The 14779-nt window shown below is 71.5% G+C and carries 13 protein-coding genes and 1 tRNA gene; 6 read left to right on the plus strand and 8 right to left on the minus strand.

Translation table 11 applies throughout. The annotated features are described in order from the left end of the window. Nucleotides 1-2137 (plus strand): type I polyketide synthase (locus ACF1AK_RS34735; protein WP_391502824.1); only part of this gene is annotated, 2137 nt, incomplete at its 5' end. Between the two features lie 19 nt (nucleotides 2138-2156). Then, entirely contained in the window at nucleotides 2157-3365 is a 1209-nt protein-coding gene (fabV, locus tag ACF1AK_RS34740) for an enoyl-[acyl-carrier-protein] reductase FabV (protein WP_391502825.1), read from the plus strand. A 68-nt stretch (nucleotides 3366-3433) separates the two neighbouring features. Here fabV and ACF1AK_RS34745 read toward each other — a convergent pair whose 3' ends face one another. Beyond that, nucleotides 3434-4444, minus strand: a complete 1011-nt coding sequence (locus tag ACF1AK_RS34745) for a ketoacyl-ACP synthase III family protein (protein ID WP_391502826.1) — start codon at nucleotides 4442-4444, stop codon at nucleotides 3434-3436. Nucleotides 4445-4659: 215 nt separating this feature from the next. Here ACF1AK_RS34745 and ACF1AK_RS34750 point away from each other — a divergent pair, with 215 nt between their 5' ends. The 4 genes from ACF1AK_RS34750 (at nucleotide 4660) to xerC (ending at nucleotide 7461) form a co-directional block, all read left to right on the plus strand. Continuing rightward, nucleotides 4660-4920, plus strand: a complete 261-nt coding sequence (locus ACF1AK_RS34750) for an acyl carrier protein (RefSeq protein WP_391502827.1) — start codon at nucleotides 4660-4662, stop codon at nucleotides 4918-4920. A gap of 45 nt (nucleotides 4921-4965) precedes the next feature. Continuing rightward, a complete protein-coding gene (locus tag ACF1AK_RS34755) occupies nucleotides 4966-5775 on the plus strand; it encodes a class I SAM-dependent methyltransferase (RefSeq protein WP_391502828.1) in 810 nt (269 codons plus the stop codon). A 264-nt stretch (nucleotides 5776-6039) separates the two neighbouring features. Next, nucleotides 6040-6513, plus strand: coding sequence for a 4'-phosphopantetheinyl transferase family protein (locus ACF1AK_RS34760; protein WP_391502829.1), 474 nt, complete (start codon nucleotides 6040-6042; stop codon nucleotides 6511-6513). Between the two features lie 414 nt (nucleotides 6514-6927). Beyond that, nucleotides 6928-7461, plus strand: coding sequence for a tyrosine recombinase XerC (gene xerC, locus ACF1AK_RS34765; RefSeq protein WP_391502830.1), 534 nt, complete (start codon nucleotides 6928-6930; stop codon nucleotides 7459-7461). Nucleotides 7462-7473: 12 nt separating this feature from the next. On the opposite strand, the gene ACF1AK_RS34770 is transcribed toward xerC, so the two are convergent. The 7 genes from ACF1AK_RS34770 to ACF1AK_RS34800 all read right to left on the minus strand — a co-directional run bounded on the left by ACF1AK_RS34770 (nucleotide 7474) and on the right by ACF1AK_RS34800 (nucleotide 14391). Then, nucleotides 7474-8256: a hypothetical protein gene (locus ACF1AK_RS34770; protein ID WP_391502831.1), complete on the minus strand. Its 783-nt coding sequence runs from the start codon at nucleotides 8254-8256 to the stop codon at nucleotides 7474-7476. Between the two features lie 681 nt (nucleotides 8257-8937). Further along, a tRNA-Pro gene (locus tag ACF1AK_RS34775) sits at nucleotides 8938-9011 on the minus strand. Between the two features lie 134 nt (nucleotides 9012-9145). Further along, entirely contained in the window at nucleotides 9146-10498 is a 1353-nt protein-coding gene (locus tag ACF1AK_RS34780; RefSeq protein WP_391502832.1) for an MFS transporter, read from the minus strand. Nucleotides 10499-10580: 82 nt separating this feature from the next. Further along, on the minus strand, nucleotides 10581-11372 hold the full coding sequence (locus ACF1AK_RS34785; RefSeq protein ID WP_391502833.1) for a DUF1684 domain-containing protein: 792 nt from the start codon (nucleotides 11370-11372) through the stop codon (nucleotides 10581-10583). A gap of 202 nt (nucleotides 11373-11574) precedes the next feature. Beyond that, a complete protein-coding gene (gene tesB / locus ACF1AK_RS34790) occupies nucleotides 11575-12435 on the minus strand; it encodes an acyl-CoA thioesterase II (protein ID WP_391502834.1) in 861 nt (286 codons plus the stop codon). Nucleotides 12436-12705: 270 nt separating this feature from the next. After that, a complete protein-coding gene (locus ACF1AK_RS34795; protein ID WP_380297588.1) occupies nucleotides 12706-13314 on the minus strand; it encodes an alpha-ketoglutarate-dependent dioxygenase AlkB family protein in 609 nt (202 codons plus the stop codon). A 285-nt stretch (nucleotides 13315-13599) separates the two neighbouring features. Continuing rightward, the gene (locus tag ACF1AK_RS34800) at nucleotides 13600-14391 is read right to left on the minus strand and encodes a transglycosylase family protein (RefSeq protein ID WP_391502835.1); all 792 of its coding nucleotides are present in this window, start codon (nucleotides 14389-14391) and stop codon (nucleotides 13600-13602) included. Between the last annotated feature and the right edge of the window lie 388 nt (nucleotides 14392-14779).

A 14779-nucleotide genomic window follows, 5' to 3' on the forward strand; every position in this document is an offset into this window, starting at 1 on the left:
CACACGCCCTATCCGCATCGACGCACGCCCCGACACCAGCGCCGAGACATCATGGACCTGCCATGCCACCGGCACCCTCGACCCCCACACACCCATCCCCGACTGGGACCTCACCACCTGGCCCCCCACCGGCGCGCAACCCGTCGACATCTCCTACGACACCCTCACCACCCACGGCTACCACTACGGCCCCACCTTCCAAGGCCTGCACAAAATATGGCGCCACAACGACCACACCTACGCCGAAATCACCCTCCCCACCGACCCCGACACCTACACCATCCACCCCGCCCTGCTCGACGCCACACTCCACGCCACGTACACCGAGGGCCCTCGACTGGCGACGTCGTGGCATGGAGTCGCCGTGCACGCGGTCGGCGCGTCCGCCCTTCGGGTGCGGATCGGCCCGAACCGCGCCGGTTCGGTGTCGATGATGCTGGCCGACACCGTAGGTGATCCGGTCGCTGAGTTCGGAGTCGGCACCACCCCCGTCGATTTGACAGAGCTGCAGGCGGCCAGGGTCGCGCAACTCGACGCGCTGTACCGGGAGGTGTGGATCGACCACGTCGCGAACCCGTCGCCTCGGAAGACGAACTGGGCAGTCGTAGGCGCGGATCCGCTCTGCGCCGTGGCGGGACTGACCACGGTGGGCGGGTACGTACAGGCGTACTCGGGACTTGACGCCTTGGCCGAAGCCAGCGGGGACGTGCCGGACTACCTGGTGCTCACCGTGCCAGCGGGCGCGGAGGTTGCCGTCACCTCGCGGGAGACACTGAGCCAGCTGGACGCCCTACTGGCTACCGAAACGCTCGCCACGGTGACCGTGGTGTTCCTGACTTCCTCGGCGATGCCAGCCTTCGACCATGCCGGCACCGACCTCGCCGGAGCCGCGGTGTGGGGGCTGATCCGGTCTGCTCAGGCGGAAAACCCCGGAAGGTTCGTACTCGCCGACGTGGACGCCGCCGAAGCATCGTGGCGTGCGCTTCCGAGGGCCGTCAGATCCGGCGAGCCACAGATGGCTCTGCGCGAGGGCCGGGTCAGGGTGCCACGGCTCGCACCGGGCGGGTCTGCAAGCGGCACGGAGCAGTTCGCCGGAGACGAGGGCACAACGCTGATCACCGGCGGGACGACGCCCATGGGCGAACGGCTGGCGCGCCACCTGGTCACCGTGCACGGAGTGCGGCACCTGGTGCTCACCGACGCCGAGGCCCCCGTGCTGACCGCGGAACTCGCCGCGCTGGGCGCCACCGTCACCACCGCGGCCTGCGTTCCAAACGACCGTACCGCGTTGCGCGAGCTGATCGACGGTCTGCCCGCGGAGCATCCGCTAACCATGGTCGTACACGTACCGCAGGTGCTGCCGGGCGACAGGACGGCTGCTCCGACACCGGATTCGCTCGCCGAGGCGTTGCGCGCGACGGTCGGTGCTGCGGAGACCCTCGACCAGGAGATCGGGGCCGCCACCCTCGTCCTGTGCTCATCGTTCGCCGGGACCGTCGGCGGCAGTGGCACCGCCGTCTCGGCCGCGTCGGCGGCCGCACTGGACGCGCTCGCCCGACGGCGCTGGGCGAGCGGTACCCCCGTGGTGTCGCTGGCCTGGGGGCCCTGGGCGCTGGGCGACGCACCGTCCCGTACCGGGATCGCAGGAGTGGATGTGCTGGGGGCGCGGGAGGCCGTTGCGCTGTTCGATGCCGCCTGCCGTGCAGGCGAACCCGTGGTGATTCCGGTGCGACTGGATCTGGCCGAGCTGGCTCGGCAGGGCAGGACCGGGAGTGCGCTGCCGCCGGCGTTCAGGTCGCTGGTCAGGATCACCGGCAAACGCACAGCGGGCGCCGGAGCGGTCTCGGCGACCTCGCTACGGCAACGGCTCGCGTCGATGTCGGACGCTGACCGGGACCACACGCTGTTCGAGCTGATCTCCACGCAGATTTCGGCGGTCCTCGGGCTCGGGTCAGCTGACGCCGTGCAGCCGCACCAGATCTTCCAGGATCTCGGATTCGACTCGCTGTCCCTCATGACGCTACGAAACCGCCTGAATTCGGCGACGGGCCTGCGCCTGGACACCTCGTCGATGTTCCACCGGTCGACACCGTACGACGTGGTCGAGCGCCTCAAGCAGGCGCTGCTAGAAAACTGATGCGGCAGAGGAGAAGATGATGCACCCACCACTTTCGCAGTCCGAACGCGTCGTCGCCCCGACGGGACGTGGTTATCTGCTGCTCGATTCGCATCCGGCTGGATGCTTTCGCAGTGTCGAGTTGATGCGGTCCGAGGTGCCGGCCCCCGAGAAGCCACTGGCACGGCGGCCGACGGCGCTGGTGATCGGGTCGAGTGCGGGCTACGGCCTGGCGAGTACGATCGCCGGGCTGGTGCGATACGGCATCGACGGTGTGGGCATCGGCTTCGAGCGGCCAGCCGGGCACCGCAGTGCGACCGCCGGGTGGTACCGCACCCTCGCCACCGACGCGATCGCCCGCGAGCTCGGAGCGAATTTCTCGTTCCGCAACGCCGACGCGTTCGCCGACACCACCAAGGCCGAGACGCTGGGCCTGCTGGCCGAACGGTTCGGCGGTGTGGACTACCTGATCTACAGCGTGGCGGCGCCCCGGCGCACCGATCCACGAAACGGCACCACCTACCAGTCGGTGCTCAAGCCGCTCGGCGCGCCGCACACCACCCGGAACCTGGAGTTCGCCGATGACGGGGCCGCGTACGTGCGCGAGGTCACCGTCGCCCCGGCGACCGAGGCCGAGACCGCCGCGACGGTGCGTGTTATGGGGGGCGAGGACTGGTCCCGCTGGGTCACCGCGCTGGCGGAGCGCGGGCTGCTGCGCAACGGGTTCCGTACGGTCGCCCTCAGCTACCTCGGGTCGCCGCTGACCGCGGCGATCTACCGCGGGGGCACGATCGGCGCCGCCAAGGCCGACCTGGAGTCCACCGCGGGCGCCCTGACCGAGCAGTTGGCCGGAGTGGGCGGTCGCGCCTACACCTCGGTGAACGGGGCCGCAGTCACCCAGGCGTTGACCGCCATCCCGGGCATCCCGCTCTACGTCAGCTTGCTCCGGGGCGTCCTGGGCGACCGCTTCCCGTCCCCCGTCGAGCAGTCGCTCCAGCTGTGGGACCAGCTCACCGCGGATGCGCCCGACCTGGACGAGTCCGGGCGCATCCGCCTCGACCGCTGGGAGCTGTCCGAGCCAGTCCAGTCCGCCGTGGCCGACCGCTGGCGGTCGGTCACGCACGACACCGTCAACGAGTTGGCTGACCCTCCGTGGTTCCGTGCCCAGTTCCGCGCCCTGTACGGCTTCGACGTTCCCGGCGTCGACTACGCCGCCCCGGTCGAGACCAACCTGCCCTGGCCAAGCTGACAGTGAGTACGAAGCCCGGCCGGGTGATGGTCAGTCCGACCCCCGGCCGGGCCACCACTGCCACAGGCTCACGGCCCGGCGACGATCTCCAGGACGCCGACCGTCCAGGTGAAACCGGCGCCGACGCTTGCCAGCACGCAGGTCTGACCGGGCTTCAGGGAGTCCGCGGCGATCAGGTGGGCCAGGCCCGCGAACTGGTCACCCGCGCCGAGGTGCCCGACCTGTCGGCCCCATGCCCAGGTGGAACGCTGCGGGTCGATGCCGAACGGGTCGAAGTACTGCGCCCGCATCCGGGTGCGGCCAAGGTTCGGCAGCACGAACCAGTCGATGTCGCTGAGCTTCACGTCCGCTTGGACGCAGGCCCGATCGAACGCCTCGCGCTGACCCGCCTCGATGCGGCGTAGCAGGCCCTCCAGCCCGAGCTCGCGCACCAGTGAGTCGCTGTTCGGGTTCAGGTCGACCGGCCCTCCCCTGGCCAACGGTGCGTCGCTGAACCGGTCACCCCGGCCACCTCGCTCCAACTCGGGGTCGGACACCGTGGCGAGCCCGCGGAGCTCAGCGAATCCGGCGCGGGTGGACAGCACGACGGCGGTGGCACCGTCGCCGCAGACGGTGCTCGGGTCGCTGCGCCACCGGTCGAAGCCGGGCAGGCAGAACCGGTCGGCCGTGGTGATCAGAGCAGCCGCCCGATCGTCGGCAAGCAGGTACCCCGCCGCGAGCTCCAGGGCCGCCATCCCGCCGTTGGACATCTGGCGGACCTCCATGGCCGGACACGTGCCGCCGCCGGAGAACTGCTGGATGTACGACGCTGACGGCCACATGTCGTGCCCCTGGTGGTAGGCGCAGGCGTGCAGCATCAGGTCGAGGTCCTGCGCGCCCGACCCGGCGCGTTCGAGCGCGTCCCGCGCGGCCAGCACCGCCATCTCCGGCGCAGACTTGTCCGGCGAGACGCAAACCGACTCGATACCGGTGTTCCACACCCGCGACCGCTCGACGAGACCGGCGGATTCGGCCTCGTCGAGCGTCATGCGCGCGGGCAGCCACGAACTCGCGGCGGCGATGTAGAGTTCGCGGCTCATGGTCACGCTCCTATAGATCGAATCGGGTACCTGCATGGGCCCAGGATCACCAGCTCCGGCGGAGTCTCGTTCGAGGCCGGGGCGAGGCGGAGACGGCCCGGAACCGCGCGCGACGGTCCCCCACGACCGTGTCTCGCGGTCGATCGGCACTCGATCCAAGGTCGAAGCGCCCCGGCGATGTTAGTCGCGATGTGACGAGACGAAGGGGAGCAGCAATGGCGACTTTCACTCTGGCGGACCTGGTGGAGTACGTACGGCGGGGCGGGGGTGAGGACGACTCGCTCGACCTGGACGGCCAGATCGCCGAGACCACGTTCGTCGATCTCGGCTACGACTCGATCGCGATCGTGGAGATCACGCTCCTGATCGAGCGCGAGCTCGGGATCAAGCTGCCGGAGGAGGCGGACAAGAACGTGACACCGGCCCAATTCGTCGACATTGTCAACGGGTTGCTGAGCGAATCGGTCCAGCCGTAGCAGCGTGAGCACTGAGCCGACAGACAGGCCGACGAGGAGACGCCCATGTACAACACGACCCACAAGCAGCGCTTCGACAACGACGCGCCGGCAGCACCCGAGCAGCTGAGCCTGCTCTCCGAGATCCTGAACCGGGAGACGTTCAGCATCCTGGGCACCGAGGTGGCCGTCGGCCACGGCTGGCGCTGCTGGGACGTGGGCACCGGGGACGGCTCGGTCGCCCGCTGGCTGGCCGCCCGGGTGGGAACGAACGGGCATGTCGTGGCCAGCGACCTCAAACCGCAGCACGTACCCGTCCATCCGCGGATCGAGGCGATCAGTCACGACCTCACCAGTGACCCCTGGCCGGAGCCGGGGTTCGACCTGATCCACGCCCGGTTGCTGCTGATGCACCTGGCCGACCGGGACGCCATCGCGGCGAAGTTGACCGCACACCTACGGCCGGGCGGCGCACTGGTGCTCACCGACTGGTTCTGCGGCTGCGCCACCGAAAGCTTGATCAAATCGCCGATCGACGACTACCAGGCGCGTATTTTCCAGGAATTCCACGACGGCGTGCACAAGCTCGGCGCGGAGACCGGGATGGACTTCGACTGGGGGTCGCGGACCGCTGACGTGCTCCGCGCTGCCGGCCACAAGGACGTCACGGTGCGGGACTACCAGGCACCGGGGCGGGGTGGAGAACCGACCGCGCTGCTCGCCCGGCTGCACAGCAGCATGCTGGAGCCCTACCTGCTGAGCCAGACCAGCCTGACCGCGGCCGACCTGGCTGTCATCCGGGAAACGCTGATCGACCCGGAGTTCGAGATGCTGACAAATCACACCTACACGACGATCGTGCGGGTTCCAAAGTGATCGGTTCTGACGAACTACCCGCTTGATGCCCTTTCGTCCTCGTGGTGTTCGGGGTGTGGGCAGGACCGGTTAATTCCCGTACCGCCCGGGTGGGCGGCGGCTGCCACAGGCCGGGGGCGCTGCTTGTGGCTCCATCCAGTCATGCAGGCCAAGGCCCACACCCTGATGCCGCCTTGGGCGGCAGCTCCGCCCTCGTCTTAGCCCCTCTGCGCAGACCAGTGTCCAATGCCGTGTCTCCGCCTGACACCGGATGGCCCGCCGCCCATGCCCGCCACTGCCGCCCCGCCATTGACACCCCTGCCGTTCGCCCCCTCCCCTGGAACAGCACCGTTCGTACGGCTGTGGCTGACCGACATCTCCGGTGCGGCCGAGGACGACTTCGACGCGGACGTACTCGGCCCGGACGGGCACTCACGCTGCGCCGCGTTCGTCCGGCCCGTCGACCGGGTGCGTTACCTTGCCGCGCACACCGGACTGCGCGAACTCCTGGGCGCAGAACTGGACCTGAACACCGCAGTGGTTCGCTTCACCTGCCTGCCCTGCCCGTGCTGCGGCAAGCCGCACGGCCGCCCGGCCCTTGCCGGCCCCGACACGGGCATCCACTTCTCCCTCTCCCACGGCGGCGACCTGGTCCTGATCGCCCTCGCCACCAGCCCGGTCGGTGTCGATGTCGGGCCCCCACCCCCGCCCCGCAACCGTCACGGAGATAGCCCGGGCTCTGCACCCCGCGCAGGCTGACCTGGCCGAGACCGCTGAGCCCGACCGCCCCGCCGCCTTCGCCCAGTTGTGGACCCGCAAAGAGTCCTACCTCAAGGCCCTGGCCTGGGCACCGGCCTGGGCCGCGACCTCGCCGCCGACTACCTCGGCGAAACCCGCCGCACCGAGACACCGAACGGCTGGCGCCCCGTCAGCCTCCTCGTCCCGCCCGGCCACGCCGCGGCCTGCATCTGGCGCGCTGACGACTCCCCGATTGCCGGCCGCCGCCCTTCCGACTTCCCGGTTCAGCGGCCCCAGTTGCGGCGCCCGTGAACCTGCCAATGGCATGCAGGGTCCGGCTCCCCCGCCCATTGACTGGGCGGCGATCCCCGACAGGGTCAAGCTAGAACATGGCCACAGGTCGGGTGGGGGTGGACGCAGTGTTGTGCGCTGTGGGTGCGCTTCCGCCCCTTTGCTCGGTGCAAGATCTTCGTCCGCTGGACGCTGGCCACCATCGGCAACAACGAACTGCACCTGTGCGCGCCGAAGACCAAGGCGAGCCGGAACTGGGTCAGCGTCAATCCACGGGTCCCGGCCTCGCTGCAGCGCCAGGCTGACCACCAGCAATCCCTGCTGCCTGCGGGAGCCCCGCTGCGTGGACTCGTCTTCGCAGACGTCGACGGCGCCCCGCTGCGCCCGCAGTACGTCCTGGACCGGCTGCGGCACCGCCAAGCCGAGGCCGGGCTGCCGCAGATCACGATTCACGATCTGCGGCACACGGTGGCGACCATCATGATCACCTCCGAGGTACCCATCGCGATCGTGTCGAAAGCGCTGCGTCATTCAACCATCGCGACAACCATCAACATCTACGGGCACCTGCTCAAGCACGCGGCCGACGACGCGGTCAACGCGCTCGCCCATGCCTACGAACTGGCTGCCACGGACCTTGAGGACTGGCCCGGATTCCAGCCTCGCCACGCTGCTTGACCGGCCCGGGTGTCAACCGCCCAGGAGTAGATCGGACACCACCCGGGGAGCGGCGAGTGTGACGCGCCCGGGCGACCAGTCGACGCCGCTCTGGTGGACCGCGATCACCCCGGCCCGCCAGAAGGTGAGCGGATCGTGCTCCCGACCGGTGAACGGCTCCGTCTCAAGTAGCGGGAGCGTCATCTGAACCAGATGTACGGGCCCGGCGCACTCCTCTTCAGCGAGCCGCCTTGCCTGGTCGTTTGAGGCCGTGATGAGGCGCTGGACGCTGTCCAGCGCCTCATCACGGCCCTTGCGCCATCTGCCGAACGCTTCGTAGACCGCTGCGGACGCCGCCCGTACGCAGTCCGCCACCCGCGCCTCGCCCTCTGCGCAGGCGCTCTGCCAGCGCATGTACGCCTCCAGCAGCAGCCACTCCCCGTCGACCCCCCAGCTCCCCACAGACGCCGGCAGCCCGTCCCTCAGCCCGACCGGCACGGGCAGGGCCGCCACGCAGGCAGCCGTCAGCAGTTCGCGAGGGTCGACGCGGCGGGCAACCGCTGCGCGAGCCTGCTCGACCGCACCGGTCAGCGCGGACAGCCTGGGCCCCACCCAGGGCTCCCGCCAGGGGAAAGCGGCAGCAGCCACAACGCCCTCAAGCGCGCGCGTCTGCGCGCGCCGCCACACCCGCACCGCCTGGGCGGACTCAGCGCCGCCTGCAGGCCCTGATGTCGGCACCGGACCCGTCGGCGCACCGTCACCCGCCACCAGGGCGGGAGTTCTCAACCCTGCCACCGCGACCGCGAACTCGCTCACGGGATGGTCCGCCGGCAACATCCACGCGCAGGACCCGCACAACGACCCGGCCGCGAGCCCGACACGGCCCAGCCGCGCACCGGGCCCCAACTGGCGGCACGCCCGGTCACCGTGAAGCACAGCCCGGCCCCCGGGGACGCTGTAGCAGTCCAGGACGAGGGAACCCAGCGAACCCAAGGGCACGTCATCGCCGAGGATCTGCCCAAGCCGCACCCCGGCGCGTCCCACCCCTCAGCACACCGTCTCCCGAAGCCCGCGGCCCGCCGAGCCCCTTTGCGCCCCAGCAAGGAGGAGCGCCTGACCAGGGCGGCTGCCGTCTGCGCGGTGGTCGCATGGTGGTCGCAGACCTTCGCCCTGCGAAACCGCCCCGGCGCCGACATCCGGCCCAGAAAATGCGGACAGAGCGGAAGAAAGCTCACAAATTGAACGATGCTCACGCCCGGCCGCGTCACCCCCGCGACGCGAGGTCACCCGCCACAGGACGTCGTGAGTGGTTAACGATCCGGCCACCGATCGGGCCACGTGCGCTAACTCCAGCCATACAGCAGCGAGTCGACCAGGTCAGCCCGCGCCCGGCTGCGATCCGCGGCCGGACAAGGTGCGACCACCACCCCGCGACACGCACAAAAAGGCCGTCCCCATCCTCAGATGGAAACGGCCTCCGACCTGCGGATTCGCAAGTCGGGACGACAGGATTTGAACCTGCGACCCCTTGACCCCCAGTCAAGTGCGCTACCAAGCTGCGCCACGTCCCGTGGTCTCGTGGCCCTGGCGGAGCCTGGGGGGCTCTGCTTCGGGTTCCTCGACCTTGTCGGCCGGTTGTCCCGGCGACGAGGAAAACAATACAGCACGTCGGGGGGTGCTCGCTGCAGGGTTGTGGGGGTGGGGGTCAGGGGGTGGGGTGGCGGGCGTCGTAGCGGAGGAAGGCGGGGCGGCGGGCGGCGAGGAGGAGGATGGCGGCGACGCAGGCGAGGCCGCCGCTGACGACGGAGACGGCCGGGCTGGTGAGGGAGGCGACGGCGCCGGACTCGAAGTCGCCGAGGCGGGGGCCGCCGGCGACGATCACGATGAAGACGCCCTGGAGGCGGCCGCGCATCTCGTCCGGGGCGGCGACCTGCATCATCGTGTTGCGGAAGATCATGCTGATGGTGTCGGCGCAGCCGGCGGCGGCGAGCAGGAGCAGGCCGAGCCAGAGGTTGCGGACCAGGCCGAAGGCGGCGATGGCGAGGCCCCAGGCGATCACGGCAGCCAGGACGGCGGCGCCCTGGCGGTGGATGCGGCCGACCCAGCCGGAGAAGAGGGCGCCGGCCAGGGCGCCGACGGCCGGGGCCGCGGCGAGCAGGCCGACGGTGCGGGCGTCGCCGCCGTAGAAGGTGACGGCGAGGGCCGGGAAGAGGGCGCGCGGCATGCCGAAGATCATCGCGGCGAGGTCGGCGAGGAAGCTGGTGCGCAGGTTGGGTTGCTCGCGCAGGAAGCGCAGGCCGTCGAGGACGGAGGCGCGGCCCTTGCGATCGCCGAGCGGGCGCATGGCGGGCAGGCGCCACATCGCGTAGATGGTGGCGGCGAAGGCGACGGTGTCGACGAGGTAGGCGGCCTGGACGCCGTAGGCGCCGATGAGGACGCCGCCGAGCATGGGGCCGACGGTGAGGCCGAGGTTCATGCTGACGGTGTTCAGGGCGTTGGCGGCGGGGAGCTGGTGGGCGGGGACCAGGCGCGGGATCATCGCGGAGCGGGCGGGCGAGGCGAGCGCGAAGAAGCCGGCCTGGAGGGCGACGGCCGCGTAGAGGATCGCGACGAGGCCGAGGCCGGCGAGGGCCTGGGCGGCCAGGACGGCGGAGACGACGGCGAGGCCGGCCGCGCCGATCAGGCCGAGGCGGCGGCGGTCGGCGGTGTCGGCGATGGCGCCGCCGTAGAGGCCGAAGGCGACCAGCGGGACGAGGGAGAAGAGGCCGACCAGGCCGGTGGCGAAGGTGGAGCGGGTCAGATCGTAGACCTGGACGGAGACGGCGACGGCCGTCATCTGCTGGCCGATCGAGGAGACGGACTGGCCGAACCAGACCCGCCGGTAGTCGGCGTTCTCGCGCAGCGGGCTCAGGTCGGCGAAGGCGCTGCGGGCGAACCGCCGGTACCAGGCGGCCGGCGGGGCGGCGGAGCCGGTGACGGCGGAGGGCGGGAGGGCGTCGGAGGGGGTGGGAGGAGCGTCCCCGGCGGGCGCGGAATTGGCAGGATGATTGGTCGACACAGTGCCCCATCGTGGCCCCGCCCGCCCGGACCGTCGACACCGGGGTGGGAGATCCGGGCGGGCGCGGCAAGGGTGAGGTGCGCTACCGGGTGAGGACCTGCTTCTCCCCCGCCTCCACCGCGAAGTCCAGCCGGTTGCCGGGCGGCGGGAACGGGCAGATGAAGTGGTCGGCGAAGGCGCAGGGCGGCAGGTAGGCGCGGTTCAGGTCCAGCACCGTGCGGCCCTCCTCGTCCGGCGCGGGCAGGGTGATGAAGCGGAACCGGTAGGTGTCCCGGCCGCTGGTGGCATCGGCGATCACGCCGCTCAGGCCGCCGGCCGAGCCGCTGACCGTCAGCGTCCGGTGCTCCCCGGCCACGGTGAACGCGATCTGTCCGCTGACGGCCAGCGGGCGCTCCTTGCCGTCGGCGTTCGGGACGACCACCGCCCGCGCCTGCTCGGCCTCGAACGGGGTGAAGACCGCCGGGACGGCCCACTCCGGCGAGTAGGGGTAGGCGGAGATGCCCGCGAACGACGCGCGTCGGGGCGAGGCCGGGTCGAAGACCCGCAGGGCCAGCTGGCCCTCGCGCTCGATCGGCACCAGCAGCAGCTCGCCCAGCGACGCGGTGTCCGGCGCCGGGTCGGTGTCCGGGCGCAGCAGCACCTCGCCGTCGACGGGAGCGGCCCCGCCCGCGACGGCCAGCCCGTCGGCGGCCGCCGCCCGGACCCGGACGCCCTCGGCGTCGGTCCACCAGAGCCCGGGCAGCCCGGGGATCTCCGCCGGCTCCGGCTCCAGCCAGTACGTGCCGGTGAGCGCGAGCTGGCCGTGCGGGGTGCTGACCGCAGCCGCCCGCCGATCGCTCCAGTGCTTCCATTCCTCCGCGGCCGTCGCCGTCATCGGCTCGCCCTCCCACTGTGGTCCAGGGCCCGCCGGGCGGGCCGTCCGTACTGCACTCACCCCATCGAACATCCGGTACCCGGGCCGGGCATTCCCGGCACCGGATTCCGTCGCGCGGCTGTCACACCGCTCAATACGCCGGTCACATCGTCACACCGCACCCCATGCGTGCCCGGTCGCACCCCGCCGGCCGGCCGGCCCTTCAGTCCTTGATCCGGCGGAACAGGCCCTCCTGCACCACCGAGACCACCAGCCGGCCGCTGCGGTCGAAGATCTGCCCGCGGGCCAGGCCCCGGGCACCGTGGGCTATCGGGGACTCCTGCTGGTAGAGCAGCCAGTCGTCGGTGCGGAACGGCCGGTGGAACCACATCGCGTGGTCCAGTGAGGCCATGTCGAAGTGACGGGTGCCCCAGAGCGGCTCCACGGGGGCGCGGACGGCGTCCAGCAGGGTCATGTCGCTCGCGTAGGTGAGCGCGCAGACGTGGATCAGCGGGTCGTCCGGGAGCTCGCCGTTGGTCCGCAGCCAGACGCCGCTGCGCGCCTCGACGCCTTCGAGCTCCTCGGTGGTCCAGCGCAGCCGGTCGACGTAGCGGATGTCGAACGGCTGGCGCCGGCTGATGAACGGGGGCAGCTCGCCGAGCCGGGAGCCGACCTCGTCCAGCGCGCTGGGCAGCTTCTCCGGGGCGGGCACCTCGGGCATCGGGAACTGGTGCTCGATGCTGTCCGGCTCCGGGGCGTGGAAGTCGGCGGTCAGCGCGAAGATCGACCGGCCGCCCTGGATCGCCAGCACCCGGCGGGTGGTGAACGAGCGGCCGTCGCGCAGCCGGTCCACCTGGTAGACGATCGGCACGCCCGGCACACCGGGGCGCAGGAAGTAGGCGTGCAGCGAGTGGACCGGCCGGTCGCCGTCCACGGTGCGCCCCGCCGCAACCAGGGCCTGGCCGGCGACCTGTCCGCCGAACGTGCGCTGGAGCGCCTCCTCGGGGCTGCGCCCGCGGAAGATGTTCAGCTCGATCTGCTCAAGGTCCAGCAGCGCGACGAGATCGTCGACCGGGGTACTCATGGAACACGTCCTCTCCGGGCCGCCGCCCGGTCGGAGGTCTTCCGCCCGGCTGCCGCGATCCGTTCTCTCGAATTCTCCAGCTCAATCGAATTCCTCAGCGAGCCGGGGCATTCCCGCCGACGGGACCACGGACGCCGATTCACTCGAACGAGGTCGAACGACGCCGAACGGGGTCGAACGGGGTCGAACGGGGTCTGACGCGGCCGTCGGGGACGGCCCACCGAGACGGCCCGCCGGGACACCCCGCAGAACACGCGCACCCGGATGCCCTCAGAGCCCCGACTGCCGCACGGTGATGTTGAGCCGCCCGGTCAGCCCCAGCGCCGGGTCCGCCGTCCCGGGCAGGGTCTTCGTCACGCCGTGGTACGCGAACCGGGCCGGGCCGCCGAAGACCAGGAGGTCCCCGCTGCGCAGCTCCAGGTCGGTCCACGGCCTGGTCCTGGTCTCGGTGTTGCCGAGCCGGAAGACGCACGTGTCGCCGAGCGACAGCGAGACCACCGGGGCGTCCGCCCGTTCGTCGCGGTCCTGGTGCAGGCCCATCCTGGCGCCGTGCGGATAGTGGTTGACGATCGCGGTGTCCGGCGCGTACCCGGCCGCGCCCGCGACCTCGCCGACGGCCGCACCGTACGCCTCGGCCACCGCCCGCCGGGCGAGCCCGTCGAGCTCGGGCGGGAACGGCTTGACCGGCGTGCCGTCCTCGGCGGTGCGGGAGTAACCGTACGGGTACCAGTGCCACCCCAGGCTGACCATCCGCACGGACATCAGCCCGCCGGTGGGCATCCGGACGGTGTGCATCCCGGCGGGCGGGCGGGCCCACGCACGGCAGGCGGCGACCAGCCGCAGCTGCGCCGCCGCGTCCAGCCAGCCCGGGAGCAGCACGGCGCCGGGCGCCGGCTCGGACCGCGCGCGCCCGGCGGCCGCGTCGACGTCGGAGGGGCCGTCGGAAGGGCCACCGGAGGGACCGTCGAAGGATTCGCCGAACAACTCGCCCTGGGTCACTCCCCCATCCTCGCGCACCGCTCCGACAACGGCCCCGGGCGCCGCACCGGCCCGAACCGCACCGCACCGCCCCCACCGACCTGCACCTGCACCCACCCGCGCCGGCCCGCACGCCGACGGCCGCCTCCCCGCAGCGCGGGAGGGCGGCCGTCGGACCGGGCCGGATCAGACGCTGAGGGTCTGGCCCGGGAAGATCAGGTTCGGGTTGGCACCGATGACCTTGGCGTTCTTGTTGTACAGCTCGTGCCAGTCGACGCCCTGGGAGGCGGCGATGGTGCTCAGGGTGTCGCCGGCCTTGACGGTGTAGCCGCCCTTGGCCTGCTTCACGTCGTTCGAGGTCCAGCCCTTGCCCTGCTTCGCGGCCTGGTCGGCCTTCGGCGCGGCGGCGGCCTTCGGGGCCTCGGCGGCCTTGGGGGCGGCCTTCGGCGCGGCGGCGGCCTTGGGGGCCTCGGCGGCCTTCGGCGCGGCCGGCTTCGGGGTCGCGGTGGCGGCCGGGGCGGCCGGCTTGGCGGCGGGGGCGGTGGTCGCCGGGGCGGCGGTGTCGACCGCGGCCGGGGCGCCGCCCTTGGTCAGACCGCCCTTGACGGAGCAGACGGGCCAGGCGCCCGGGCCCTGCGAGGCGAGGACCTTCTCGGCGACGGCGATCTGCTGCGCCTTGGTGGCCAGGTTGGCCTGCGGGGCGTAAGCGGTGCCACCGAAGGCGGCCCAGGTGCTGGAGGTGAACTGCAGACCGCCGTAGAAACCGTTGCCGGTGTTGATGGCCCAGTTGCCGCCGCTCTCGCACTGGGCGACGGCGTCCCAGGTGGAGACGGAGGCGGCGGAGGCCGAGGTGGCCGTGACGAGGCCGGCCACCGGCAGGGCCGCGACTGCGGCGCCTGCCACGACAGCCATCCGGACGCGGTTGCGCTTGGTGGCGGAGGTGGAGGTGGCAGCGGCGATCTCGTTACGGAAAGTCATGGCGTTCCTCTCGACAGCCCCGGGCGGGCATGCGGAACCAAGCCCTGGAGAAGGACTGGAATCGCCGGCCGCGTCCGTCGGGCGGCCGGAGACGTGTCGGACGTCCCGCGCCGCCCCTGGCCACCCGCCACGCACCGGCGACCTGTTCGAGCGGTCGCATCGGCGGGCACGGCCGGCGCCGGGAGAAAACCGGCGGGCTGTGCGTCGGGGGTGAACCCGGGTGGTGCTCGTTGCACCGCCAAAGAAGCTACGAGTCGGCCGTCGGGGATCCAAACAGTTACGGGTCTCCCCAGCTCAGCAGGGGATTACCGCCGGTAACAGCCCGCCATTCATGCCCTGAATGTCCGTTTTAGGCGTCATTTCCTAGATCAAACATCGACAGGCCGTG

The sequence above is a fragment of the Kitasatospora sp. NPDC015120 genome, from assembly GCF_043080305.1.
Taxonomy (GTDB): Bacteria; Actinomycetota; Actinomycetes; order Streptomycetales; family Streptomycetaceae; genus Kitasatospora.

Bases quoted from the DNA above. Each gene is read 5' to 3' on its own strand.
- tesB (WP_391502834.1), bottom strand. From the start codon at position 12,435: ATGAGTACCCCGGTCGACGATCTCGTCGCGCTGCTGGACCTTGAGCAG.
- fabV (WP_391502825.1), top strand. From the start codon at position 2,157: ATGCACCCACCACTTTCGCAGTCCGAACGCGTCGTCGCCCCGACGGGA.
- ACF1AK_RS34745 (WP_391502826.1), bottom strand. From the start codon at position 4,444: ATGAGCCGCGAACTCTACATCGCCGCCGCGAGTTCGTGGCTGCCCGCG.
- ACF1AK_RS34755 (WP_391502828.1), top strand. From the start codon at position 4,966: ATGTACAACACGACCCACAAGCAGCGCTTCGACAACGACGCGCCGGCA.
- ACF1AK_RS34800 (WP_391502835.1), bottom strand. From the start codon at position 14,391: ATGACTTTCCGTAACGAGATCGCCGCTGCCACCTCCACCTCCGCCACC.
- ACF1AK_RS34750 (WP_391502827.1), top strand. From the start codon at position 4,660: ATGGCGACTTTCACTCTGGCGGACCTGGTGGAGTACGTACGGCGGGGC.
- ACF1AK_RS34785 (WP_391502833.1), bottom strand. From the start codon at position 11,372: ATGACGGCGACGGCCGCGGAGGAATGGAAGCACTGGAGCGATCGGCGG.
- ACF1AK_RS34760 (WP_391502829.1), top strand. From the start codon at position 6,040: ATGCCCGCCACTGCCGCCCCGCCATTGACACCCCTGCCGTTCGCCCCC.